Source organism: Trichodesmium erythraeum IMS101, assembly GCF_000014265.1.
Lineage (GTDB): Bacteria > Cyanobacteriota > Cyanobacteriia > Cyanobacteriales > Microcoleaceae > Trichodesmium > Trichodesmium erythraeum.
Map to the genome: position 1 here is coordinate 3,787,547 of NC_008312.1, position 26,844 is coordinate 3,814,390.

Annotated in this window: 18 protein-coding genes, 2 pseudogenes and 1 riboswitch; of the genes and pseudogenes, 3 read left to right on the forward strand and 17 right to left on the reverse strand. The window is 35.9% G+C overall.

All coding sequences use genetic code 11. The features are described from left to right. Positions 1-9: 9 nt before the first annotated feature. Positions 10-117 (reverse strand): hypothetical protein, encoded by a 108-nt coding sequence (locus tag TERY_RS36825; RefSeq protein ID WP_370497113.1) that lies wholly within the window; start codon positions 115-117, stop codon positions 10-12. Between the two features lie 571 nt (positions 118-688). Here TERY_RS36825 and pyrE point away from each other — a divergent pair. Beyond that, positions 689-1,315 carry an orotate phosphoribosyltransferase gene (pyrE, locus tag TERY_RS11745; RefSeq protein WP_011612037.1) on the forward strand — a complete coding sequence of 209 codons (627 nt, stop codon included), beginning with the start codon at positions 689-691 and terminating at the stop codon, positions 1,313-1,315. Between the two features lie 543 nt (positions 1,316-1,858). Here the strand turns inward: pyrE and TERY_RS11750 are convergent. The 5 genes from TERY_RS11750 to TERY_RS36835 form a co-directional block, all read right to left on the reverse strand. Then, complete coding sequence (locus TERY_RS11750) at positions 1,859-2,080, reverse strand: DUF4327 family protein (RefSeq protein ID WP_011612038.1); 222 nt, start codon at positions 2,078-2,080, stop codon at positions 1,859-1,861. Positions 2,081-3,543: 1,463 nt separating this feature from the next. Next, the gene (gene thiC / locus TERY_RS11755) at positions 3,544-5,004 is read right to left on the reverse strand and encodes a phosphomethylpyrimidine synthase ThiC (RefSeq protein ID WP_011612039.1); all 1,461 of its coding nucleotides are present in this window, start codon (positions 5,002-5,004) and stop codon (positions 3,544-3,546) included. A gap of 7 nt (positions 5,005-5,011) precedes the next feature. Continuing rightward, a riboswitch (TPP riboswitch) is annotated at positions 5,012-5,108 on the reverse strand. Positions 5,109-6,213: 1,105 nt separating this feature from the next. Further along, the gene (locus TERY_RS11760) at positions 6,214-6,876 is read right to left on the reverse strand and encodes an HAD-IA family hydrolase (RefSeq protein ID WP_011612040.1); all 663 of its coding nucleotides are present in this window, start codon (positions 6,874-6,876) and stop codon (positions 6,214-6,216) included. Between the two features lie 487 nt (positions 6,877-7,363). Further along, complete coding sequence (locus tag TERY_RS36830; RefSeq protein WP_011612041.1) at positions 7,364-7,591, reverse strand: hypothetical protein; 228 nt, start codon at positions 7,589-7,591, stop codon at positions 7,364-7,366. Between the two features lie 21 nt (positions 7,592-7,612). Further along, positions 7,613-7,780 (reverse strand): hypothetical protein, encoded by a 168-nt coding sequence (locus tag TERY_RS36835; protein ID WP_370497117.1) that lies wholly within the window; start codon positions 7,778-7,780, stop codon positions 7,613-7,615. 894 nt (positions 7,781-8,674) lie between these two features. Between TERY_RS36835 and TERY_RS11770 the strand changes: the two genes are divergently transcribed. Beyond that, the gene (locus TERY_RS11770) at positions 8,675-9,160 is read left to right on the forward strand and encodes a hypothetical protein (protein ID WP_011612042.1); all 486 of its coding nucleotides are present in this window, start codon (positions 8,675-8,677) and stop codon (positions 9,158-9,160) included. Positions 9,161-9,624: 464 nt separating this feature from the next. Beyond that, positions 9,625-11,025, forward strand: coding sequence for a hypothetical protein (locus tag TERY_RS11775; protein ID WP_011612043.1), 1,401 nt, complete (start codon positions 9,625-9,627; stop codon positions 11,023-11,025). A 338-nt stretch (positions 11,026-11,363) separates the two neighbouring features. Here the strand turns inward: TERY_RS11775 and TERY_RS11780 are convergent, their stop codons facing one another. The 11 genes and pseudogenes from TERY_RS11780 to TERY_RS36840 all read right to left on the reverse strand — a co-directional run. Further along, positions 11,364-11,609, reverse strand: coding sequence for a hypothetical protein (locus TERY_RS11780; RefSeq protein WP_011612044.1), 246 nt, complete (start codon positions 11,607-11,609; stop codon positions 11,364-11,366). A gap of 90 nt (positions 11,610-11,699) precedes the next feature. Beyond that, a complete protein-coding gene (locus TERY_RS11785; RefSeq protein ID WP_011612045.1) occupies positions 11,700-16,145 on the reverse strand; it encodes an eIF2A-related protein in 4,446 nt (1,481 codons plus the stop codon). A 33-nt stretch (positions 16,146-16,178) separates the two neighbouring features. Beyond that, positions 16,179-16,922, reverse strand: coding sequence for a phytochelatin synthase family protein (locus TERY_RS11790; RefSeq protein WP_011612046.1), 744 nt, complete (start codon positions 16,920-16,922; stop codon positions 16,179-16,181). Between the two features lie 368 nt (positions 16,923-17,290). Continuing rightward, positions 17,291-17,449 (reverse strand): hypothetical protein, encoded by a 159-nt coding sequence (locus TERY_RS32930; protein ID WP_155994403.1) that lies wholly within the window; start codon positions 17,447-17,449, stop codon positions 17,291-17,293. Between the two features lie 471 nt (positions 17,450-17,920). Next, a complete protein-coding gene (locus tag TERY_RS11800; RefSeq protein ID WP_011612047.1) occupies positions 17,921-19,648 on the reverse strand; it encodes a succinate dehydrogenase/fumarate reductase flavoprotein subunit in 1,728 nt (575 codons plus the stop codon). Between the two features lie 1,074 nt (positions 19,649-20,722). Further along, the gene (locus tag TERY_RS11805; RefSeq protein WP_011612048.1) at positions 20,723-21,031 is read right to left on the reverse strand and encodes a hypothetical protein; all 309 of its coding nucleotides are present in this window, start codon (positions 21,029-21,031) and stop codon (positions 20,723-20,725) included. Between the two features lie 212 nt (positions 21,032-21,243). After that, positions 21,244-22,794: a hypothetical protein gene (locus TERY_RS11810; protein ID WP_011612049.1), complete on the reverse strand. Its 1,551-nt coding sequence runs from the start codon at positions 22,792-22,794 to the stop codon at positions 21,244-21,246. A gap of 616 nt (positions 22,795-23,410) precedes the next feature. Beyond that, entirely contained in the window at positions 23,411-24,778 is a 1,368-nt protein-coding gene (locus TERY_RS11815; protein WP_044137458.1) for a UDP-glucose dehydrogenase family protein, read from the reverse strand. 193 nt (positions 24,779-24,971) lie between these two features. Next, positions 24,972-25,433 carry a GDP-mannose 4,6-dehydratase gene (locus TERY_RS35000; RefSeq protein WP_370497205.1) on the reverse strand — a complete coding sequence of 154 codons (462 nt, stop codon included), beginning with the start codon at positions 25,431-25,433 and terminating at the stop codon, positions 24,972-24,974. After that, positions 25,413-26,708 (reverse strand): annotated as a pseudogene (locus tag TERY_RS35005) (NAD-dependent dehydratase); the annotation flags it as partial. The pseudogene TERY_RS35005 and the gene TERY_RS35000, both read right to left, overlap by 21 nt. Continuing rightward, positions 26,688-26,783, reverse strand: a pseudogene (locus tag TERY_RS36840) (SDR family NAD-dependent epimerase/dehydratase); the annotation flags it as partial. The pseudogenes TERY_RS35005 and TERY_RS36840, both read right to left, overlap by 21 nt. Between the last annotated feature and the right edge of the window lie 61 nt (positions 26,784-26,844).

The window sequence follows — 26,844 nt, forward strand, 5'->3', positions numbered from 1 at the left end:
TATTCTTTGTCATTTAATACCTAGTTTCGGGTGTTTGTGACAGAATAAAAATACTTCTCTTTCACCCATTTTGCTGACTAAGGTACAAAAGTAGTTAGCCCATCCTCTTATTATCACGTTTAATTTAGCTATTCAAGCCTTTACTGGGGTAGTTTTATATCCATTACATACTTCTGCAATTTTTCCGATAGTGAGTTTTTATACTCTCAGTGGATGATTTTATCTGTATCTTAAATCCTTATTTAGTTGACTTAACTTTTCATTTCCTGATAGTGAATATTAAGAAATCAAACCCGAGTTTATTTCCTTCATGTACTTCAATTGGTGTGGGCAACTTTAGTTTTTTCTGGTTTTAGTTCTAAATCCTACCTGGGCTAACCATTTATGTATTAGGGCTTTTGCTTGTAGCACTACTTCGTCCACTTGTCAGTCTCTTTTAACAGTCTCACTCATTTGGTAGTTAGAGCTTTGACCCCATTTAGACCAGCTTTGAAGATTGATATTCAGTCTCTACCCCGTGGCATGCTAAGCTGTCAACCTAACAATAAGGCAATAGAAATTGCAGCTATAAGGTAATAAGAATTATTCACAAGTCGAGGTTGTCCTCATATATTGACTTGGAACAGCCATTTATATCCTAATTAAAGGCTTAGTGGCCAACAGGTTATACTTAAATGTTGCACTTGATATGACAAACCAAATTAAATCTCTAAATTCATCATCTTTGGCTACTACTGATATAACAACTATTAGACAACAATTACTTGATCTTTTAAGTACATTAGCTTATCGTGAGGGAGACTTTATATTATCCTCTGGGCAAAGTAGCTCCTATTATATAAATGGTAAGTACGTTACTCTTCATCCCCTAGGAGCTCTGATAATTGGCAGATTAATCTTGTCTATGTTACCTGAAGATACTCAAGGAGTAGCTGGTTTAACATTAGGTGCTGATCCAATTGTCACTGCTGTTAGTGTGGTATCTGCTTATGAAAATCGTCCTATACCAGCTTTAATTATCCGCAAACAAGCTAAAGGACATGGTACAATGTCTTACATTGAAGGGCCAAGATTAGATGATAATGCCAAAGTAGTTGTTTTAGAAGATGTCGTGACAACTGGAGCATCAGCAATGATGGCAGTTCATCGACTGCGAGAGGCAGGTTATCAGGTTAATCATATTTTTTCTCTTGTTGATAGACAACAAGGTGCTCAAGAATTTTATCAAAAAGAAGGTATTTATTTTAAGTCAATATTTACTGTCTCAGAATTACAAGAAAATCTCAAAAATATTAATGATAAAAATGACGACTAAAGCAGATTTGAAAAACTCATAATGCTAGTTTTTATGAGAGAAAATTAGTTGAGTTATGATAATTGATTGCTTATTTATTTTACATTTTTATTGAGAGAAATTTACTTACTAAAAAAAATGTGATTATTAAAACAATCAACTTATTTACGGTTTATTAGCAGGTACTTAGAATTCAGAAGAAATAACCTCAATGAATAAGATATAAAATTCAGGAAATCTTGAATATTTTCTCAAAAATTTACTAAAAAAATCTAAGGCTGTTTTAGTGAAACCTTATCTTATACCAATGAATAAAAAACTTTCTTATGCTTGAATTTTATTTTTATAAATATTATTTGTAGATGAATTTTATTGTTAACTAAACTCTGTGATTTATCTGGTTATTTTTATTGCTTTTCTAGAGTCTAATTGCTAAGAAATAGCAAAAAACCTAAATTTAGTCAAAAAAGTTATAGTTCTAGAGTATATTAAAAAAGCTCTAGAACTAGATGAATTGATTGGATTAAATATGAGTGTATGAGAAACTAGACTTAGATTTATCCATTAATCTTCTCGCCATTCTTCTTTACCTATCAAGTCAGTAATGCGGTCTCTAGCAAGAAAATCATTTCTTTCTAATTCTGACTCAACTTCATCCCAATCTCGATGATGAATGTACGAACGAAGAGTATCAATAGATTGATGACGACTAATAAGTTCTTTTCTTAATAATTCTTGGACTTCATCCTTAATAGCATCAAGGGAGTAGATAGTGGCTTGAACCATTGATTTTTTTCCTATAGTAGATATTGTTAAATAGAATTAGTTATTTTAACACAACTAGCACTTTAGAGTGAATATTTTTGTAAAGAATTTCAATCATAAGTACCACTATAAAATTATTTACCTATTCTCATTTTCTGGGATCTTATAAGAAGGTAAAAAATTGAGCTTGTATAGATATAGAATTAGTTTCGTGTACTTGCAGCTCTAAAAAAACCAATGTAAATAATTATCTCAGAAATATTTTGCTTCTGATGTAGCTACTTTGACGTTTTAAAAAAATTATTTTTGGTAAATTTAATAGGTTTGGCTTTAAAAACTGAGATACTTTTAGAGCTTTATCAGTTATTAGTAGACTATTCAAGCTTTTGAGTTAACAAAGACAAAAGGGTAGCGATCGCTAGCTTGGTCACGGAAAGCAAATAGTACCGTACCATATAGGATCGGCCATGGTATCAGATGTACAAGGGGTGAATAGTAAAACTCTTGTTATATGGCCATCTTGCACCCTAAATGTTTACCTCATAGGCCGTGGTAAGTGCTGTAATGAAATAGTCACTCCTTACCTCTCTACTACGAGGAGAAAAGTTTTGAGTTGCTCACTCTATTAAAGTTTCAAATTAGCCAAGTTTATCAATTACCTTTGAAGAGAAATTTAGGAATTGTTTTTATTTAAGCTAACTGAAGCAAATATTTACTCAGATTTTAATGACATTTTGAAATTGAAAAATTAGCAAACTTTAGTAACTTTTTCTCTTTCTTTATCCCCTCTTTTCCCATCCTCTCTCCCATCATTAACTTACAATACTTTCCAACATCTCTACTTTCAAAGTTCTGCTTGATCAACGTCTTTCTTAAAATCAAACTTGACAAAACAGATAAGTTATAAATTTTCGATTAAATGGATATTTTCCAATAGTAAATATATTTAAAAAGGCGATCGCCTAACCAGGAAAATTGAAGGCTTATTGTATCTATTTTTTTCTTTATTAATGTAAGTATTCAGTTATTGAATGCTTACCTATCAACATCTAATAGTTTTGAATTTTATCCATTAAAAAATGCTGCAATAACTTGTGTCTGAAATTTTTTTATCAAACAAAAAAAGTTGAATTCTTTGCCATATATTGAATTTGGCGATGGAATAAGCGCCCTGTAATAAGCGGATTTGTATTAATTACTAAACGAAAATGGTTAGGTTAGAGAATAAAAAAACCCTACCAATACCTCCCCATAACCCCACTTAAAAAAAAGGGTTTTAGGAGTTCCTTAGTAAGGCATAACTTAACAAATTAGAATAGGTGGGATAGAAAGATTTAGATTTTTAGGATTCATCAATTCCATGGAGTATTTCTGAAACAGTTTTTCCAGAAAGCAGGAACACACAAAATACAAAGATTAACAATTAAACCCAAATATTAATTGTTTTCTACCCCACCCTAATTATTTTAAAATTAATATGTCTATTAACTTTGAGTTACAACTTCTTTTTCCTTGGCTAAAAACTTCTCTAATTCTGTCAAAGCGTCAGCATCAACCTTAGTTTGCATCGGACAGAATTTTGGTCCGCACATAGAACAAAATTCAGCAGTTTTATAGATATCCGCAGGCAAAGTTTCATCGTGATATTCTTTGGCTCGCTCTGGATCTAAAGATAACTCAAATTGACGGTTCCAATCAAAATTGTAACGAGCAGCAGAAAGTTCATCATCTCTATCCCTCGCTCCCTGACGATGCCGACCAATATCTGCTGCATGGGCTGCAATTTTATAAGCAATGAGTCCATTTCTGACATCCTCAGCGTTAGGCAAACCTAAATGTTCTTTCGGAGTAACGTAACATAACATTGCTGTACCATACCATCCCGCCATTGCTGCACCAATAGCAGAAGTAATATGATCATAACCAGGAGCAATATCTGTGACTAATGGACCTAAAACATAGAAAGGAGCTGGACCTAGAACATTAAACTTTTCCATCTGTTCATTGGCGTTGGATGCTAAGGGATCTAGATCCAAAGCATTCAAAGGAGGACTTGAACACTCTTCCATTTGTTTTTTCACATTAAACTCAATTTGGTCCATTGGTACATGACCAGGACCTTCTACCATAACTTGAACTTCATGTCCCCAGGCACGGCGAGTTAACTGACCTAATGTTTTTAATTCTGCTAGTTGGGCTTCATCAGAAGCATCATGGGTACAACCGGGTCGTAGAGAATCTCCTAAACTAAAGGAAACATCATATTTTTTGAAGATTTCAATAATATCGTCAAAATGAGTATAAAGAGGATTTTGTTTGTGATGGTGGAGCATCCACTTGGCGATAATTCCACCGCCACGGGAAACTATACCAGTGATACGGCTTCTGACTAGAGGTAGATGTTCAATTAAAATTCCGGCGTGGATGGTTTGATAGTCTACCCCTTGTTGAGCATGCTTTTCAATAACATGAAGAAAGTCATCAGCAGTCAGATTTTCTATTCTGCCATGAACGCTTTCTACTGCTTGGTATACTGGTACTGTTCCGATAGGTACTGGGGAAGCGTTGATAATAGCAGTTCTAATTTCATCCAAGTTACCGCCACCTGTGGATAAGTCCATCACGGTATCTGCACCATATTTAATGGATAGTTTTAGTTTATCAACTTCCTTAGTAATATCAGAAGTATTGGGAGAGGCGCCAATGTTGGCATTAACTTTACACCGAGAAGCAATTCCAATACACATTGGTTCAAGGTTAGTGTGGTTAATATTCGCAGGGATAATCATTCGTCCCCTTGCTACTTCTGCACGAATTAACTCAGCAGGAAGATTTTCTCGTTGGGCCACAAAGTTCATTTCTTCAGTGATGATTCCCTGACGACCGTAGTGCATCTGAGAGACATTTTTGTGTCCACTACGTTTGGCGATCCATTCTGTCCGCATATTTTTTTCCTTAAATAAACAGCTTCCCTCCGCTGGTATTAACCAGTCTCAGGTTCTAAGGGTATTTCTCAGCCTAAATATTTTAGGCACCCCTAGCTTAGTGGGTTACTATAGCACTTTTTTTTTGATTTGGTGGTGAAGTGTAGTAAAAGTCAAAAGTTAAAATCCAAAAATCAAAAGTTAAAAGCTAAAAAAGTTAATTATTTACAGCAGATTCATATGGTATAAACCGTGAAGTAAATATTTTTTTGTGCCCTATTCTACGCCGAATTTTTCGTTATTTCTACTACACTAATGGATATTTTTAGTACCACCTTAATGAGGCTGATTTTGATATTATCTTTATAAGTAGATAGGGGTTAAACTTTGTTGCTATATAACAAAATGTACATTTACCTCAAGTCAACTATTTTTTGTGTGCACCTACTTAATACCAAATATTACTGGTAATATTTTGTAGATGCTGACTCCATTTTTTTTAACGGACTTCAGATCGCATCCAGATATTGAGCATTAATACTAATACCATTTCTGAAAACTTTTCTACATTTTATTGAGTAGAAAAGTAGGGGATTAGATTAGATCAGTAGAGTTGGGGATGTTTCATAAGGACGTCTGCATAACATAAAAATAATTAACATTAATTTAGCTCAAGAGAGTCAAAAAGTTATTGATTTTATATTATTATTTAATAATTGAAATTTTAGATCAAATCTGCTTGCTTTGGAATGTTGCCAGAAACCTGGTTTGTGGGAGAGAAATATCAGTATATTTTATTTACTTATATAAATGGTTCTGGGAAATATTTGTGATAGATATATTGTTCAATTTACTTTTTATTTTTAAAATTTTTGATGATTTCTTTTCTTTTAATCTAATTTTTTTTCCTCTTACTCCAAATATTTTTATTAGCTTTAATTCTGTGTAATTTAATGAAATTACTGTAGGGTTAAAGTTTTAGGCATGAAAAAATCTGAAAAAGTATTAAGGGTATTAAGGGATTACTTTTGAATAGATGATTTAATTTTTGTTAAAGGGTATAAATTACACTACTGGATTGCTATTTATATTGATTGTTTTAGTCACAAAAATAAGCTAATCGCTTTGGTACTGTGGCTCTGATTATATATGCTTTTCTTTGTTCGTCTAACTATCAATTAATATTTGATAGATGAAAGCTAAATTCTTAGGTGAAAATTTGATTTTTTTTTACCGATAAATATTCCAATTATTTAAAGTTTCCTCTAGTTTATGATCACTAAAATCATTAATCACAATACTGGCTCCTATTTCTAATAAAGATTTAGGTTCGTGGGTAGAAGCAACTCCTATTGTATAAATTCCTGCTCCTACTGCTGATTTAACTCCAGAACGGGAATCTTCAAAAACAATTGCCTCTTCTGGGGAAATTGCTAGTTTTTCTAAACATAATTTATAAGGTGCTGGGTCGGGTTTGCCTACAGTCATTTCTCCACCTAATATTACTAATGGAAATGTATCTTTTAGCTTTAAAACTTCGAGCATAAATTTAGCGTTTTCTGGTGGTGCATTTGTTACTACGGCTTTCTGGAGTTTTTGGTTTTTAATCCATTCAATTAAGTCTAATAATCCTGTTAATGGCTGCAAGTTTTTAGCCATTTCTCGAAATTTAACTTCTTTATAGTCTGCTAGTTCTTCTGCTTCTGTAGTTGATAGTTTTGGCAGTAAATCTTGAATAATTTCTGGGTTAGTTCTACCACTAATATATTGTTTGTAAGAGTTATGATTAATTGGTATTCCGTGATTATCTAAAATTTCTTTCCAGGTCTGGTAATGCAAGGGGTCTGTGTTTGCTAGGGTGCCATCAAGGTCAAACAAAATTGCTTTGAGCATTTTAATTTATTTTTATTGATAAGTTGTATTTACTTTGGCGGTTTGAATTTAAAATTCGATGCGTTATAAATCTTTATGAATGTCTTTTCTATATTCAATTAACATATTTTTGACTTATCTGCAAGAATAACGTCTATTGGTAGGGATATAAGTCAAAAGTTAAAATTTTAAAGCCAAAAGACTGGTAGGTGGGTTTAGGGACGAAACCCAACAAATAAGCGATCGCTGCCAGTCAAATTTTAAGTTAAAAATTAAAAATTAAAAATTAAAAGTCAAAAGTTAAAAATTATAGCTGTAGGTGGGGTTGAGGGACGAAACTTAACAAATAAGCGATCGCTACTAGTAGAAAAAGTTATAGGTTAAGAGTTTTTTCATTGTTGAGCAAACTACTTCTAGTGGAAGCGATCGCTATGACAGAATAAACTGAACTTAATATCATCCCACAGGTTTATCAAAGATAGAGCCAGGATGGTCATAATATTTACTTTCAACCAGAAATTTCCCTCACTTCTTCAACTGTTAAACTAAGAATTTGTGCTACTTGTTCGACAGTTATTCCTGTTGCTAATAATTTAGGAATAGCATTTCTTCGTGTTTGTTCTGCTTTTTCTGCCCGTTGGCGTTCCGGCTCTGCCTGTTGGCGTTCTGGTTCTGCTATGTGAGCCAAGCGATCGCCACGAGATTTTTCTACTTTTACTCTTTCTGCTCCTGTCAATAACAGGTTCCGTTCAGGGTCCTACCAAGGTAACCATGATAGAGTTTGATTTTTATAGGAGCCCTGACATATTCCCAGTTCTATTCCTAGGGACTCAGTTAAATAGTGACCCGGGTCATTAGGAGGCTGGCGACAAGAGCCACCCACCAAATGATATATTTCTAAGTGGCCAGTTGTGATGATATACACTCCGCAATAAGATATTTTGATAATACGTTTATATACCCAAAGTTTTCCTGGTCTTGTTGTTTCACCATCCTGGGAAAATCAGAATGACGTTTTTTCTAACTATTCTGTTCCGTCTTCACTGGCAAATTCTAGATAAACTAAAGGTGCCATATATTCTCGCCATAGATAATAGGACGAATTTCACCATTTAACAGTGGTGGGACGTTAGGAATATAAAACTAGTTCGGCGCTTCTGACCTTTTTTCTGGGGGGTCAGTTTTTCGCTGATACTACTATCTTGGCCAATAGGATAATTTTTATCTGGATGTTGCTGTTGTAAAATAGGTTGGATAGAGTTAGTTAGGAGGATACTTTGGGGATGTTCTTGGAAATTTTTTACATGGGTGCTGTCCTCATCTGGTAGTTGAGTATGATCGCGAAAAGGTGGTGGTAGGTCAATTTGGTTTTTTGTCTGGTGAATTTCAGTTATTAATTATTAGTTATAGGACTTACCCAGAGCTACCTTCTAAAAATAGAAAGGGAAGACTTGAGGGTTTATTTATTATAAATCTTGAGAATAGTTAGGATAAATACTGGGTGTAAAATAATAAATAGGGTGACTTTTATTTTTGGAGGAGTAATTTTAATAAAAAGGGAAGGCTTGAGAGTTTATTTATTGTAAGTCTTGAGAATAGTTACTATGAATACTGGTTGTGAAGTAAGAAATAGGGTGGCTTTTGTTTTTGGAGGAGTAAGTTTAAGTGTCTAATGAATAGTTGAATTATTAAAGCAGGTTTTCCTATTTATGAAAGTCAGATATAGATATGTTAAAGTTCACAGAGGAAATTAATAAGTTCAATAACTAAAATTATCTGAAAATAAAAAAAAATAAGTTATAAATAAAGGAGAATTTAGATGAATTATTCAAAGGATAAGTTCTTATTATCTACGTTATTAGCTATCGGAGAGTTAGAGAATTCTTTAGGTTCTGAGGCTAAAGATGCTCTCTATGTTATTGCTGAACAACTATTTGTTAAACCTACTGCTTGGGAAACAGATATTGAGTCTAATTTAATGGGAATAATTAATGAAAATTCGTCTTTAAGTACAATCTTTCAGGACTTTAAATCTAAGTTAGATGAGGTTGATAATATTTATGATTTTATTCCCACTCAAGAAGAATTAGAAGCAGTTATTCCGGCGGCTGCTCTGAAACATACCCGTCCTATTATTAAGCCTAATTCTTCTGATCTAACAAGTGAAGAAGAAATTACTAATATGTCTATGCAGGTTTTATCATCGCCAGAGCCATCAGAAATAGCAAAAGAAATAGTAAAAAAATCTAGCAAGTTGGAGCGGCTATTAAATTTGATTCGTCCAAATAGGTCGAAGAATAAATAATTTCTAATTATTATGGAAAGCAGAAGGTTCTCAGCAGGGGGTAAGAGTGTTAGAATGATTTGGAAAAACTAGCTTTTTATGGATATGATTTGGTTTAGTGCCAATTTCTATAGATTGCATTAATTTTTGATTTAGACAGAAAGTAAATAACTTTTTTGCTGTCTTGGTTTTAGTTAATGTGAATTTTATAAGTGTTTGTTTTTTCCCTACTCTTTGATTTTCTTATTTCTCCTCCTGAGAATTTTTAGGAATGGGTTATTCTCCTGAAGATATAGGTGGAAAAGTTTTTGAGAAATGGTAATTCTATTCCCTAGAAAGGTGGGGGATGAAAACTTTTGTTCTCTGTTTGTAGGAGCTATGTTTTATCAACTTTTTTCTGAACATAAAGTTTGATAAATGAAAAGGAATTTTCTAGTTTTTAAGCCTCTAGCTCAAGTCGGAAATACTAATAACTAATAACTGAAATGCTCAATATTATTAATCCTACCATTGACTTATTTCTCTATGACTTAAGAAATAGTCTGAGTGATAATGAAAAAAGTATAGGGGAAAAACGCGAATATTTTTATCAAAAGTTCGATGAAACTGTTCAGGAAAGGTTAAAAGAAGACGGAAAGGATCTCGACCAAAGGCAGAAGCAAGAGGTTGGATATATTCAACTTCTTAAGGATATTTATGCTCCTTTAGATCCTGATACTCCTATAGAGAATGGTTATTACTATCCAGTACGGTTAGGAGATAGTTATGGACTGTTATTGGAGGTTGCTGAAGTTAATGGTTCTCAGGAAAAAACTCCAGAATATTTTGCTGAGTTAAAGGAAAGAATTCAACGAAAGTTAGGGGATAATAAAGCTACATTAGGTCAGACTTGGATGTTGTCTACTTACTTACCTAATTTCTCGGAAATAACTTCAGCAGAAATAGAACAAATTGCTCAAGAGTCTTACAAAGCTATTTTTCCTAATACAAAAGAAGAAGTTAAGTTTCACAAGAAAGGTGAGTTTATTGGTGCTACAATTTTTGAGTATTCTGACAAGGGTTTTAAGGAGGAGGTAGTTAAGTTAGGAGAGAAAGAAAATTCTATTTTTGTGCAAAATAAACATGTTATTGTTGCTATTTATCCAGATAAAGAAAGTTTCGAGATTTTAAGTGAGTTATATACGGACTGGATGTCCTTATTATATTACCATCACAAAATTATTTGGGCTTATGGTCAAGGTTCTGTTTTAATCAATAAAGCTAAGAAAATGTTTGCTAAAGTTTATTCTATAACTGGGTCTATAGAAGAAAAGGTTACTGAAGGGAATGGTAAGGTTAATAGGTTGGAGGAAATTGGTTCTATTCTGAGGAAAGTTCAGGTTATTATGAATCAATACACGAATAATATGAATAATCTTCAGTTTCAAAAGGTTACAATACAAATTAATTTAAGTAATTATGAGAAAAGATTAAAAACTATTTCTAAAAATGCTACTGAAAAGGTGCCTGGTTCTCGAACTAATATTGATTTTTTGGATGATTTTAGCAAGTTGGTTAAAGATAAGTATCTTTGGCAAATTAAAGAATATTTAGAAAGTTTTGAGTTAGGTTTGAGGTTATTAGAGAATAATATTAATGCTATTCGTAGCCAAACAGAAATAGAAAGGGCTAAGGTAGATCGCGATTTTAAAGGGTTAATTAGTGTGGTAGCTACAGGAGTTGCTATTGCTGGTTTAACAGGAGATAATGCGGCTACGGAATGTAAGTCTATTTTTAATGATAGGTTTTTTCTTTGTCAAAATACGTTTGTATATAATATAACCTTAGTTTTCTTTGTTAGTTTGTTAATTTGGCTTTTGAGAAAGTATATATTAAAGCGATCGTAGAAGTTGGGGGTTAAAATTTAAGGGTTAAAAGGCAATGGTTAAGCTAAATTTTTTTCCCCCCAAGGAGGTAAGTTAGAGGTTAAAAGTTAGAGGTTAAAGGTTAAAGGTTAAGGGTTAAAATTAGTCTTTAAATGAGTTTGAGAATTTACGGCATATTTGGGGCAAATGATTTACATAATAAATGGTAAAAGTTATCTAGTCCGGGCATCTTGCTCCCGTGGGCGTGCCTCATAAGTCTGAAGTATGCTGCATCAGTTTCCTAACCATAATATGTTGTTCTATAATGGTGGCTTACGACGGATTATTAAATACTTTTGATAGATAGTAATTAATGCTGTCTAACCATAAATTCGTCTATTATTTTTCAGCTCCTCCAATACTTCAGAATTAAAGGGATTTTCTCCTTTTTTCAAAGTCTCTATCCAACCCTCAAGTTTTGCTTTTTCATCCTCATCTTTTATGGATTCTACTAATACTTGAAAATCCTCAACTGCTCCCTGATAATTTCCTGTTAATGCTCTTGCTAAATCTTGATAATTCTGGATTTTTCCATCACAGGAAAGTATAACATCCCAATTATCCACATCTATTTCGACATCTGAATCTAATTTTTGTGCTTCATTATAAAGATTAATTGCTTCTTCTATTTTTCCCTCTATTGCTAATTTTTTACCTTATTTTAATTTGGCAGAAGCAGCAAGTTTATTTGCTACAAGTTGGGGGTCTGTTTCTCTAGTTTTTGTATCAGGATCGAGGTCAATTTCTGGTTCCAATTCTAGAGCTTTTTTGAAGATAGAAATTGCCTGTTTGATTTTCGGTTTTTCCCCTGTTTTTGCAAGATTTTTAGCTTCTGCAATTAAACTAGGATGAACGGGAATATTTTTGCAAGTTTTCTGATATGTCTCCAAGTCGCTGTTGATATACTGCTGCCATTCCTCTGCTGTTAAATTCCGACTGAGGCGGCGACAACCTTCTTGAATTAAGCCTTCTGGTGTTGCCCAATGGAGGCGGGCGGTATTGTCAGAACTTGCAGTAGCAATGGTTTTGCCGTCGGGGCTAAAGGCTACTGCAAATACCCAGTCCTGGTGGTTGAGAGTAGCTAATACATTGCCATTCTCAGTATCCCAGAGGCGGGCGGTTTTGTCAGAACTTGCAGTTGCAATGGTTTTGCCGTCGGGGCTAAAGGCTACTGCAAATACCCAGTCCTGGTGGTTGAGAGTAGCTAATACATTGCCATTCTCAGTATCCCAGAGGCGGGCGGTTTTGTCATCACTTGCAGTTGCAATGGTTTTGCCGTCGGGGCTAAAGGCTACTGCATTTACCCTGGACTGGTGGTTGAGAGTAGCTAATACTTTGCCATTCTCAGTATCCCAGAGGCGGGCGGTTTTGTCAGAACTTGCAGTAGCAATGGTTTTGCCGTCGGGGCTAAAGGCTACTGCTATTACCGAGGACTGGTGGTTGAGAGTAGCTAATACATTGCCATTCTCAGTATCCCAGAGGCGGGCGGTTTTGTCAGAACTTGCAGTAGCAATGGTTTTGCCGTCGGGGCTAAAGGCTACTGCTATTACCGAGGACTGGTGGTTGAGAGTAGCTAATACATTGCCATTCTCAGTATCCCAGAGGCGGGCGGTTTTGTCAGAACTTGCAGTAGCAATGGTTTTGCCGTCGGGGCTAAAGGCTACTGCTCTTACCGTGTCCTGGTGGTTGAGAGTAGCTAATTCTTTGCCATTCTCAGTATCCCAGAGGCGGGCGGTTTTGTCAGAACTTGCAGTTGCAATGGTTTTGCCGTCGGGGCTAAAGGCTACTGCATTTACCGAGGACTGGTGGTTGAGAGTAGCTAATTCTTTGCCATTCTCAGTATCCCAGAGGCGGGCGGTTTTGTCAGAACTTGCAGTTGCAATGGTTTTGCCGTCGGGGCTAAAGGCTACTGCATTTACCGAGGACTGGTGGTTGAGAGTAGCTAATACATTGCCATTCTCAGTATCCCAGAGGCGGGCGGTTTTGTCAGAACTTGCAGTTGCAATGGTTTTGCCGTCGGGGCTAAAGGCTACTGCATTTACCCAGGACTGGTGGTTGAGAGTAGCTAATTCTTTGCCATTCTCAGTATCCCAGAGGCGGGCGGTTTTGTCAGAACTTGCAGTTGCAATGGTTTTGCCGTCGGGGCTAAAGGCTACTGCATTTACCGAGGACTGGTGGTTGAGAGTAGCTAATTCTTTGCCATTCTCAGTATCCCAGAGGCGGGCGGTTTTGTCAGAACTTGCAGTTGCAATGGTTTTGCCGTCGGGGCTAAAGGCTACTGCATTTACCGAGGACTGGTGGTTGAGAGTAGCTAATACATTGCCATTCTCAGTATCCCAGAGGCGGGCGGTTTTGTCAGAACTTGCAGTTGCAATGGTTTTGCCGTCGGGGCTAAAGGCTACTGCATTTACCGAGGACTGGTGGTTGAGAGTAGCTAATTCTTTGCCATTCTCAGTATCCCAGAGGCGGGCGGTTTTGTCAGAACTTGCAGTAGCAATGGTTTTGCCGTCGGGGCTAAAGGCTACTGCATATACATCGGACTGGTGTTTGAGAGTAGCTAATTCTTTGCCATTCTCAGTATCCCAGAGGCGGGCGGTTTTGTCATAACTTGCAGTAGCAATGGTTTTGCCGTCGGGGCTAAAGGCTACTGCATATACATCGGACTGGTGTTTGAGAGTATAGAGATGCTTGGGTAGTTGACTTACTCCATTCCGTAGAGTTTGATCCAGTTCAAAAAGTAGGTCCGAGTCAACTTTCCCATAACGTTTTTTGATATCAAAGTATTGCTTCATTGACTCTATGCCCAGTAATACACCTTTATCAAGTAAAGATGGCTTTTGTCTGATCATTGAGTCAGAAAGCATTCCTAATATTCTTGCTGCTTGTTCCTCTACTTTTCTTTGCCGCTCCTTCTCTTTTTCTTCCTCACGAATTTTCAACTCCCGACTCGCCTCAATAAACTCATAAGCAACCCCATCCAATAAAGCCATTTCATCATATTTTTTCAGATATTCTTCTGCCTTAGTTAACCGACCAGCTCGTAATAACAAACCCTCATTTTTTCCATCTTTTTTCCACTCAGCCGCATCAGCCTCAATTTTTCTTTCCACCGGCAAAGCTTCTTGATATTCTTCCACCCATTCCCTCAAAGTTTTCCAACTTCTAATTAAGTCCTCATGAACAATATCTAATAATATTCCTCCCTCGGAATTATCCTTAGTAATTAACCGATTATTTGGATCAGCTAACCTATCACTAACTGCAGATAAAAGCTCTAAACTATGTCTTTTGTTAGGCAACTTTTCCAAAATTACTCGCCGCCGAGTATCCGTTATTTTCCCCGAACTTATTTCCTTTTCCCCAGGCTGAACTAACTCTAAAAATATCCTCTTTGCCACCGACCTTTCCTCATCATTCAAACTCTGAAAAACTGCATCAGCTCGCTTCGTCAAAGTACCCTTAATTCCACCCAACTTTGTATAAGTTGCCAGAGTTAAAAATTGACTTTTATTCTCCCCTTGAGTCGCAAACTTCCACAGAGCATCCAAAGTATATTCCAGCAGAGGTAAACTACCAGGGTTACGCAAAAAATCTTCCCTTATTTGGGCAATTAATCCCGGCTCAACTCCAACTCCAACTAATTCCGCAGGCTTTTTTATAACCTCATCTATTTCATCCTTTTCCAGAGGAGTTACTAATAATTGATGCCGCTTAATTTGATTAGCTAACCTTCCATATTCAGAACAGCGGTCAAGAAAATCAGCCCGCATTCCCAACACCAAACAAAACTTATCACCTCGTCTTTCCAGAACATCCAAAAAACAATCAAAAAAATCCAGTCGTTCTTGTTCTTTTTCCTCGTCACCTTGACAGAGAGTAAAAACCTCTTCAAACTGGTCAATTATCATTACCACTCTTTCAGCTTCAACTAGGTCAATAAACCTAATTAAATTATCAGTAAAATTATCAGTAAAATTCTCCTGTTTTTCCCCCTCTCTATTAATTGCTAGTTCCAAACTTTTCAGAGGAGAAAAAGTCGGAGTAAAAGGATTTAGATAACGCCATCTATCACTTCCAGATATTTTTTGCCCCTGCCTCAGTTGATATAACAAACCCGCCCGCAATAAAGAAGACTTTCCACTTCCAGAAGCCCCCAAAACCGCCACAAAATTATTAGTTCTAACTCGGTCAATTAACTCATCAGTTAAAAGAGTTCTGCCATGAAAAAAAACCGCATCATTTTCCTGCTGACGAAAATAAGATAAACCTCGATAAGGAGCCAAATTTTTCCAGCGTTCATCCTTATATTCAGTCAGAGTATTAGTAGTAAGAATTATCGCATCCCCAGAATTCTGAAACATCGGTGCTTGAGATGTACGAGACATCTTTTTGTTAATAAACTCTGCCAAAACATAATTAGTTACCCAACCATCAACATAATTTTCTGGGTTTAAACCAGCCAGCAAATTATCAGTAAATAAACCATGTTTTCCATCCAATTTTTCTTCCGCAGTTTGAAAAGAACGAGAAGCAGTAATAAAACAACGACTAATTTTTTTTCCTTCAGTACCAGGGTTAGCTTCTCGGTCAAAATTCAAGAATTCACCACTAAAACAACAGTCTAACCAAACAATTTGTTCTTGAACCGGACTATCTTGTAAGAGCCTTTTTAACCAATTTAAAGAAATACCATAAACATTTTCCGAAAGGTGAGCCTCACTAGTAGCCAAAAAACCTTCTCGAATATCTCCCTTTTCATCCACATAACCATGTCCGGCAAAAAACAGTAAAGCCACATCAGGAGTTTCATTTTTTTTACGAGGTTTAAATAGATTAATAATTGCTTCTTGAAGCTCATTAATTTTCACCTTTCCCTTAGGGTCAAATCTTTCTGTACCTTCCTGATCATAGTTTTTTGGCAAACTTGGCAAACTTGGCAAACGTTGAATTCGAAACTTACCATATTTTTCCAAAATATTAGCAATAGCTTCAGCATCCTTAACAGCAGCCTTAAGGTTCAAATCTCCTAACTTTTTCTTTTTCAACAAAGGATAACGGTTAATTCCAACGACTAAAGCTTGCCTTAAATTTTTTTTATCCATAGTTATTATTAATAATTAATAAAATTTGATTTATTAGAGTTGAGAAAGAGGAGAAATTAAAACAATGCCCCGTGTTTTTTTAGATGTTTTATCGATAGTATTCGTTGATGCCCAGAGAGTCTTTGTATCCACCCAAACGGGAGGGTACTTGTAACGAGATACATCTAGAACCAAAAACTGGTCACTTTCCTCATTATAAGCAGCAATAGGAGAAATATGACCCCCTCGTTTTTGTCCGATAGCCTGGCCTAGATAATTAATTAACACAAAGTTGTTATCATTCACCAAATTCTCGCGAATGAGCCCTCGAAACTGCTCCAAACTAATATCGCTACCATAGAAAGTTTTGACTTCAACACTATAGGTAGCAATGAAGTCCGACAGCTGTGCCAGAGTCATTCCCCGTCTAGTAATAACACTACGGGGGATAACTTCCTCAGTTTTCTCATTAAAAATATTATCCTGGGTAAAATAACGTTGTGGCCAGGGAGAAGGAGCAGTAGAAGGAACTTCTAGAGCATTAAGTACCATAACCGCACTCGCCACACCACAAAATGCTCCATTGACTTGGGTAACGAACTGACTCATCAGAGGAATGTAGTCTGTTTGAGCTTTGCTGGTTTGGAGTAGAGTTTGGCCTTCAGGGGAAAGGAGAGAAGTCAGGTTTTCCGATAGAGGTAGGCGTTGAGCTTGGAGAGGAACAGCAGTAACAACCAAGCTCAGGGGCAGAAAGAAAGAAATAGACCAAAAATTCTTAAAAAAAGTCATGAGAGTCATTAAGCTAGCATTTCAAAAGCTTTCAGTAATTATAGCAGAGGTAGGTTTTATTTCAGACTAAATATCAGTAGTAATATTTGCAAGTAAAGCCCTTTCAAAGTTAGGAGTCGAAGCCGAAAAATCACTACTTGTACACCACCACCAAAGGAGGATACTGATACCGTTTATCCTCAAGCAGAAACATCCCTCACCTCCTCAACAGTTAAACTAAGAACCTGTGCTACTTGTTCCGCACTTATTCCCGTAGCTAATAATTGAGAAATAGCATTTATTCATGCCTGTTCTGCTTGTTCTCCTCATTGACCTTCTTGTTCTGCCCGTTCCCTTGCCTGTTCTGCTATGTTAGCCAAGCGATCGCCACGAACTTTTTATACTTCTACCCTTTCCGCCCCTGTCAACAAAAAAATCCCTTCAGAGTCCCACCACCGTAACCATGATAGAGTTTGATTTTGAGAGGAACCCTGGCATATTCCCAATTCTATTCCCAGAGGTTCAATTAAATAATGACCCCGCTCATTAGGAGACATCTAGCCATAAGAGTCATCCACCAAATGATACATTTGTAAATTGCCAGTTGTGATCATATAAACCCCGTAATAAGATATTTTGACAATACCTTCATATACCCAAAATTTTCCTAGTCTTGTTGTTTCATCATCCAGGGAAAACCAAAAAAGTGTTTAGTCTAACTCTTCTGTTCCATCTCCACTGGCAAACTCTAGAGCAACTAAAAGCGCCATATATTCTCGCCATAGAAAATAAGAGCAACAAAATTCACCATTTAACAGTATCTGGTAATTTAGTATGATCAGGAAAAAGTCGTGGTAGGTCAACTTAGTCTTTTGCCTGGTGCATTTCAGTTATTCCTTATTAGTTCAAGACTTAGGGAGAAACGCCATCATAGAGGCAAATATTACTAGTCCTCTACAGATAGAATTTGCTCCCTACAGATCGTATTTCAGGAAAATATTATCTGAAATTATCTGAAATAAAATAGATCAATACTTCCGTTCCTTTGGTTCAAACATAGTTATTGCCACAGGTCGATAACTGATATCAATACCCGCCAACGAATAATAAGCCAAAGTATGCCGTAAAAACTCCTCATCATTTCGCTTAGTAAAATCTTCCCGACTATGAGCCCCCCGACTTTCCTGGCGACTCAAAGCCGAACTTAAAATTGTCTCCCCCACAACAATAATACTCCGCAACTCCAGCGCCTCAACAATTTCCGTATTCCACAACTTACCCTTATCATCCAAATAAACCTGCTGATATTGTTCCTGTAACTGCTCCAATTTTTTAAACCCCTCCTCCATTATAGCCTGGGAACGAAACACACCACAATGTTGACTCATGGTATCCTGAAACTGCTGCTGTAAAAAATTAATCCGATATTCTCCAGAGCGGTCTAACAACCCCTGAACTTGTGCCCGCGCCTCCCTTAAATAACGCTGTTCCTCAACATCAGGCAACTTCCGACCCTCAACAAACTCAGCGATCGCCGCTCCAGTCCGTCGTCCATAAACCACACATTCCAACAAAGAATTACTTCCCAAACGGTTAGCCCCATGTACCGAAACACAAGCACATTCTCCCGCAGCAAATAACCCATCCACCAAAGTATCCGCACTCGCGAAAACTCTACCATCAGTATTAGTAGGAATACCACCCATAGAATAATGAGCAGTCGGGCGTACTGGCATCGGTTCATTCACCGCATCAATACCTAAAAGACGATGACCCTCTTCCCAACAAAAAGGTACCCGACTCATAATTTTCTCCCGACCCATGTGTCGCAGGTCAAGATAAATAAACGGACCGCCCGCACTACCATTCATATTAATTCCCCGACCAGCGCGAATTTCCAAAGTAATAGCACGGGAAGTAATATCACGAGGTGCCAACTCCATACGACTAGGAGCATAATTTGCCATAAAGCGATCGCCCTCGCTATTGATCAGATAAGCACCCTCACCCCGCACTGCCTCCGAAATTAAAACCCCTGCTGGATATAACCCAGTAGGATGAAACTGCACAAACTCCATATCTTGAAGAGGCAACCCAGCCATAGCCGCCATTGCCAAACCATCCCCAGTCGAAGCATAATCATTAGAAGTAGTATTAAATACCCGACCATAACCACCAGTAGCAAACATTACCACCTTAGCCCGAAGTACAACTATGTCCCCATCCCAAATATGATACATAACTACACCCTTCGCCTGAGTATCTTCCAATATCAGGCGCATTACATACCATTCCTCATAAATATGTACTCCATAACGGCGAAGGTTATTAACTAACTCATGAAGAATAGCATGACCAGTTTTATCCGCAGCATAACAGGTACGGTTGTGAGAGTGACCGCCGAAAGCACGTTGAGCGATGCGACCATCTGGCAACCGGGAGAATAACACTCCTAGATGTTCCAAGTCAATAATTACATCTGGTGCCTCCTTCGCTAAAATTTCTACTGCGTCTTGGTCTGCTAAATAGTCCGAACCCTTAACAGTATCAAAAGCATGAGCTTCCCAGCTATCTTTAGTATCTACATTTCTCAGAGACGCCGCTATCCCCCCTTGAGCAGCCACAGAGTGGGAACGAATAGGGTGAGTTTTGGCAACTACTGCCACATTTAAACTAGGATTTTTTCGAGCTATTTCTACAGCAGCGCGACAGCCAGCAAGACCGCCACCAACTATAATTATATCATGTTCTAACATTATAGGTAAATATCAAATAATTTTCAACTTATATTATCTTACATTTATGATAGTAGACTTCTAAAGAACAATTTAGTTTTATATTTTCCCAAAATCAAGTTCCAGTAACGGATGTAGGATTCTTATCATCAATGATTCTACATTCACCCATATGGTTTAAATTAACAATATTTCTATCATCAACCCAGTAAGTAAACTCTCCTGTAGCGCATATAACCTCCTTCCACTATAGGATCAGGCTTTTGACCCCAACTTCCCAATACCCCTCCCCAAGTTTTAACTATTGTTCCCCAGATTTTTAAACTTTAAGCTAAAATATTTCTTGCTCCATTGTCGTCTCTATCAACAATATAACCACAGTGTGGACATTATACGATATCATGGTGCTGGCCTTCTAGTAATTTTAGGTCAAACTTTTACGATACATTAGGATACATATTTACAGCTAAAATTTAGACTAGGAAAAAGATTTAACCTATCCATAACCTAGTGATAGTAAAAATCTTGAATATTTTTCAACAAAAGCTTAACTTACCAAAAATATTATCTACAATTCTATACAAAAAATCTTTTACATGCAGACATCCAAAAACCTACCTGTCATTATCCAGGTAGGTTTTTCACCCTTGTTTGCTGATAAACTCTGAAAGCGTTAACTGATATTGGCAAGTGCATTTTCTTTTTTGTCTTCAAAAAAGTGCCAGCTTTTCAGCTCCACTTAGCTCACCCACAGAACATATTTTAGACTCACCATGCTAGAAGGCAACAAGAGGCAAATATATCCTATCCTACTACCTCCTAATTAATTTCCATTTCTCCTGAGCTTTAAGTTTAACCCCAACCCATCCATACTTTTTCAGCCAGCCCTAACTAGCTATCAACTTTTAGCATTGAGCTAGCTTCCTAATTCGAGCAAACCCCAAGCGCCAAATGCTTGAGTCGGAGTTAAAAAAATACTCTTATAGTATGTTATGAAAATTATCCTACTAATTGCAAACCGCTTTTTTAATACTTTGAGATTCTTGATTAATTGAGAAAATTATTCACTATCACCATCCCAAAGACTCCGAATATTTAACCTAGAAATGTAGCTGTTTGCTGACCAGGTATTAGCATTTGAAGCTGTTCTTCCTCATTAGGCTCTACTGCAGAAAGTTCAACATGATTTAATAGGGTCGTTACAAAAGCAAATAGCAAAAAAGGTAGAGATAGAACTACCACTAGAGCAATAGCCCCCAGAGCATAGGCTTGGCTGCTGCTAGTCCAAAGAGCAACCCCTCCAGCAATACTCAAAAATACTACTATTAACCAAACAATAATTTGGCCATAAATATCACCGAAGGTAAGGGTACAACTAAGCCGATATTTTTTTGTATTATTCATCACTTTACCTCGTTTTTTAATTTATAGGTTAAACTACTTGTTAAACTAGGGTAAGATTGCTTAATATCTTTTATCGTAATTGTTACGATACTTTACATTAATATTCAACAACTTTATGTCTATACTTAAATTATTACATATAAGAAATAGTATAGTTAAGAAAAAAATATTTTATTTTCTCTTGGAAAATAATAAGCATATCCTAAAAATGACTAAGGTGCCCAGTGAGGACTCAAACCAGTCAGAGGTAATTCTTCTGGTTTAAGTTGCCATTTTGAATCATTCTCTAGTATTTTAACGTCTAAAGGTAACATCCATAAACGACTGATTTTTTCCAAATTTTCAGGTCCTTTCCCTTTTATTAATCTAGTCACCATCTGGTCAAATAATAATACTAAGCCATCTGGTGATAAATCCATATTAACTGACCTTTGATTTGGCAAAATAATTAAAGGTATTAAATAATTTTTCTTAAGATCAAATGCTGCAATATAAAGTTGTTTTTTATCTTCCTCTGTATTCTCAATTCCTTCCGTTAATAAGCAATATAAAATAGTTTTCGTCGGGTCAAATTCTGTACTCAGAATATTATCATAAGGACGAGTTCGTAATAGCTCTTTTTCTTCACCTTGATTCGTCACAATATATAGAGATCGTGTACCATCTTGATTATATTTTACCATTGTTGCCATAGAACCATCTTTGCTGAAGCTTAAGACCCTGCCAAACTTTGGTAAAAATATTAAATCTTCTGAATCCGTTTCAGGATTTATAGGTATAATAGACGTACCTTCCCCTTGTAAAATTACTAAACTCTGGCTATCTGGAGTAATTAAAAAGTCTCCACCTTTTTGAACTTCTCCATCTTTATTCGTTAGGGGTCTGACTTTTTTTCCTAATTCTAATACCCAAGGACCAGCATCAAATACATCTTTTCTATTTACTCGTTGAATTACAATTATTTTACCATCAAGAGATAAGTCAAATTTCAAATTTTGGTACTCTGAATTATCCAGAAGTTTTTCAATTTTACCTACCACTTTTTCTGAAGATTCTGATTTTTCTATTGAATATTGATCATTAACACCAGTTGTGACAGTATATATTTTTTGTTCCAAAGAACTTGGGACACCATTGAACTTTTCAACTGCTGAAAACACAACCTTTTTTCCCTCTGGAAAAAACTTAAAATCTAACACTTCTAGATTTTCAGGAGTTAGGAATATTCCCTGTTGCTGTTCAGTTAAATTAACTAAAACTAACCTACCTTTTTCTTTCCCTTCAATACCTATATAAGCAAATGCGCGATCGCGACTTTGAAACGAACCTTCAAAAGGTTCCATTACCTCTCCCTTATCTAACCCATAAAACTTTTCTTTCGCCCCAGATAATTTTAAAGTATATTTATTACCATAGGGAACAGAACTTAAAACAGTATAAGCCATTCTCCGACCTGCCCAACTTACCTTTCCTGGTAAAGGCGGCTCAATTTGTAAATGTTTCTCAACACTAGCATGGTTCATAGGCCGATTAAAATTTAGTATAAAAGCCGTATCTTCAAAACCTATCTTTTGATCTTGCCAACTAAAATCTCTAACTTTTGGAGCTATATTTCCTCCTACTACAAGTACCAGGCAAATTAACAAGGTTATACAAATAATTAAACTAATAGCAACTCGGTCAAGAGGTTCTCGTAATTCCTCTAAAATAATAGTTTGAGCTTCGCGAAATAGGTAGTTGATTTTTTTTCTTAAATTCACCATTAGTTTTACCCTTGTATTTCACAAAAAAATATCCTATTTTTATTGGGAAAATCCTATTTATTATGTTGAACAAAAAAATACATTAAAAAAAATAAAAACAACCATGATCATAGAATATCATAATTGTTTTGTCAATTTTAGGAAATAACCTTTCTCGGGAATTTTTTTGACCAGTAGGTGTAGGCATAAATAAATCAGAACTTACCCAAATATGTGAAATTATACACCATTTGTAGAAGTAGCTTTACTATATAATAGTAAATAAGTAAGTCCTGTAAACATTAAAACAAAAAATATCAAAAAGAAGCCAAAAGTTACCTTTCAAACACTTGGTTTTTATAATTTTTTTAGGCTTCGATAGTATTTAGAGTAAACTTTTGCACTTCCCTTTTCAGGAAAATGCAAAATAGTTTAGATAAAGTTCAATAGCTTTGTGATTCTTTCCATCCCTCCTTATAAGCTCCTTAGCTTTTATAAAATAGTGACTCAATAAAAATCAAACCCCGAAAAATTAGGATTAATTTCTATTGCTTGACTTAACAATAAAATGTAGGGAAATTTATAAAATATTCCTACATTATAGCATGACAAAAATTCTCAAGTTTCAACCACAAAATTAATGCCCAATTCCCACATACTGAAAACCAGCAGCTTCCAACTGTTTACGATCGCAGAAATTCCGACCATCAACAAACAAATTATGCTCCATCGACTTCACCATCTTCCCATAGTCTAACTTTTGAAACTGTGCCCAGTCCGTCACCAAAACCAAAGCATCACAAGTATCAGCAAGCCTTTCTGAGTCAGTCTCCACAAGTACACCTGTTAAACCATCACGTATACCAGACTGAGAAATAATTGGATCATAAGCCTTCACCTTTGCCCCCAACCTATTCAACTCTTGAATCAAATCTAGAGAAGGTGCATCCCGCATATCATCAGTATCAGGTTTAAAAGTCAAACCCAATAACCCAATAGTCTTACCCTTGAGAATTTTCAAATACTGCTGTAACTTATCCACCACTATCATCCGTTGACGCCTGTTCACCTCAACTGCTGCTTTCAACAAATGTGCTTCACAACCATAGTCATCAGCAGTATGAACCAAAGCAGAGATATCTTTCGGGAAACAGGAACCACCCCAACCAAGACCAGCCTGTAAAAACTTATTACCAATACGAGAATCTAATCCGATACCCTTAGCAACCTGAGTCACATCTGCACCTACGCGATCGCATATATTAGCAATCTCATTCACAAAACTAATCTTAGTTGCCAAAAAAGAATTAGCAGCATACTTAATCATTTCTGCAGAGCTCAAATCTGTAATTACCACTGGCACTGGTGGCAGAGACTGTTCATCACCATACTTGCGTGTTACTAAAGGCCTATAAAGTTCCTGCATCATATCTAATGCCTTTTGACTATTACTTCCCAACACAATTCTATCTGGGTTAAAAGTATCAAAGATAGCCGAACCTTCACGCAAAAACTCTGGGTTACTAACTACATCAAACTCTACTTCAATCTCTGTACGAGTTCCCCCTTCTTCTTTTTTATGTTCCTCAACACCATCCAAAACAATTCTCCGTACCCAGTCACCAGATCCAATAGGTACAGTTGATTTATTAACAATTACTTTGTAACCTTTAATCATATGAGCACCTATACCCTTTGCTACTGCCTCCACATAACGAGTATCACTTTCTCCTGTCGGCAGTGGAGGAGTACCAACAGCGATAAATAAAATATCACCATGCTCGACCCCCACTTTCAAGTCAGATGTAAACTCTAGCAAACCAGTTTTAGTACTACTTTGCATCAACTCAGACAGTCCTGGTTCGTATATTGGAGACTGTCCTGATTTTAACAACTTAACTTTTTCTTCATTGTTGTCTATGCAAATTACATGGTGTCCTATATAAGACAAACAAACTCCCGTCACTAAACCAACGTAACCAGTACCAATAACACAAACACGCATATTTATATCCTCTAAAATTTTAACAACAGAAAGAAAAAATATTTTCATAAAGATTAAACTGTAATATTCTTTCTTGTTTATTGAGATCTAACTTAATTTTGCCAACTAGTAGCACAAAAAAGATAACTGAAAATTACTACAGGTAACACTAGATTTAAGCTAACAGTTACAAACTCCTCACACTCTTATCCTTTTAGTTTTTTGGCAATTCATTTTTGAGTCGCTCTCGAAAATCTTCTATAGTCAATTTTAACCCTTCTTCAAGAAAAACAGTTGGCTCCCAACCCAAATATTTTTTCCCACGAGTAATATCTGGTTGTCGTTGTTTTGGATCATCTTGTGGTAGAGGTTTATATATTATCTCTGTACCTGGGTTAACCATTGTTTGAATTTTCTGAGCTAATTCTAATATTGTATATTCTCTTGGGTTTCCCAAGTTAACTGGCCCGATAAAATCCTGATTCATTAACCGAATAAACCCTTCTATCAAATCTGAAACATAACAAAAACTTCTGGTTTGGGAGCCATCACCATAGACTGTTAGAGGTATCCCTTTTAAGGCTTGTACAATAAAATTGCTAACAACTCGACCATCATTTTCTAACATTCTAGGTCCATAAGTATTGTGAGCAAAAACATTGTAGCTTCCCCCTATAAAGTTCTCATAATTTGGCACGGAGAAATCATACACATAATCATCTATTTCAAACTCCTCAATACTTTCTATTTTTCCCCAAGCAATATCACCTGTAGTTAGAGCTGATATTTTCTGCTCAACCTTAGACAAATTATGAATATTTTTATCTTCTAATCCCTCTATTATTATTCGATAAATTTTGGCAATATCTTCCTCATTTACCTCTATTTCTGACACATCTGCTACCAACCCAAATTTAGATAAAATCAATACTAATTTTTCAGCAACTAACTGACTATCAGTTTTAAATTCGAGATAGAAATTTAGTTGATTTTCTAGGTTATTCCCAGCAACGAATCCCTTCAAAAATCTAATTAATTGTTGTTCAGGTAGTTGTAAAATCCAATTAGGAATATCTTTTTCTTGATTCCCAAAATTTAATCCATATCCGATTAAATCAACCAGAATTTTAGACTTAATACTTATATATCCTGAATCATTAATTTCCGACTTATATTCAAAGATTCTTTCTATTAATTCTATAACTTTTTCTAGTTGACTAGGTTCCCCTTTCAACACAACTTCATTTTTGATCAAACTTCCCCGAGCTACATAAAAGCCTAAGAACCATAATAATTCTTCTACATTGTCTATCCAATTTTTAATTGCCTTTTTAGATAAATAGCAAACTTTATCTTTTTCCGATAGAGGAAGTTCTAAATATTTCCATAGATGCCAAGGAATTTGATTTTTTGCTTCATAAGTTTTCAATATCGAATAAAATTGACTAGGGCTTAAACTTTTTGCCAATAAATACTCCCTCATCTTATCTCCATACTTTTCAATATAAGAGATTGTATCTTCACTTTCTACATATATTTCTTCTTGAATTAATATTTTATCTGTAATGTGGAATGGCTCTAAAGGCTGTTCCAAAAAACTGATATAACTAGGAATTCCTATTTCATCTCCTACCTTTATCTCATTTCCGAAAACTGCTTGAGGTTTATTATTTTCATTTCTCGTAAATAGACTATGATCTTCTGTGATTTTTATTTGTTTACCCCAAGTAATTTTTATCTTAAAACCCTTCTTCTTGACATGATGTTTCCAAATTGCAGAAATTGGTTTAATTACCGTTTGATAATTTTCATCAAAACAAGGCACTGATACACTTGATATATCCCCATTAATTCTATCATAGCATTCTGCAAAAGTTTCATAATACAGTTTTTTAGCAATATAATAAAGTACCTTTTGATCTCCAGTCAAACTATTAAAAATTCTAGCCACTCTAATATCAACATTATTTTGGCGATGGTAATCAAAAGCTAAAGTTTCTGCTACTCGCTTCCCCTCATCGTAACATTGACCGCACCAAGCAGCACGCCCATTTCGTCTTACAAAAACCACATGGTTTGTGACATTA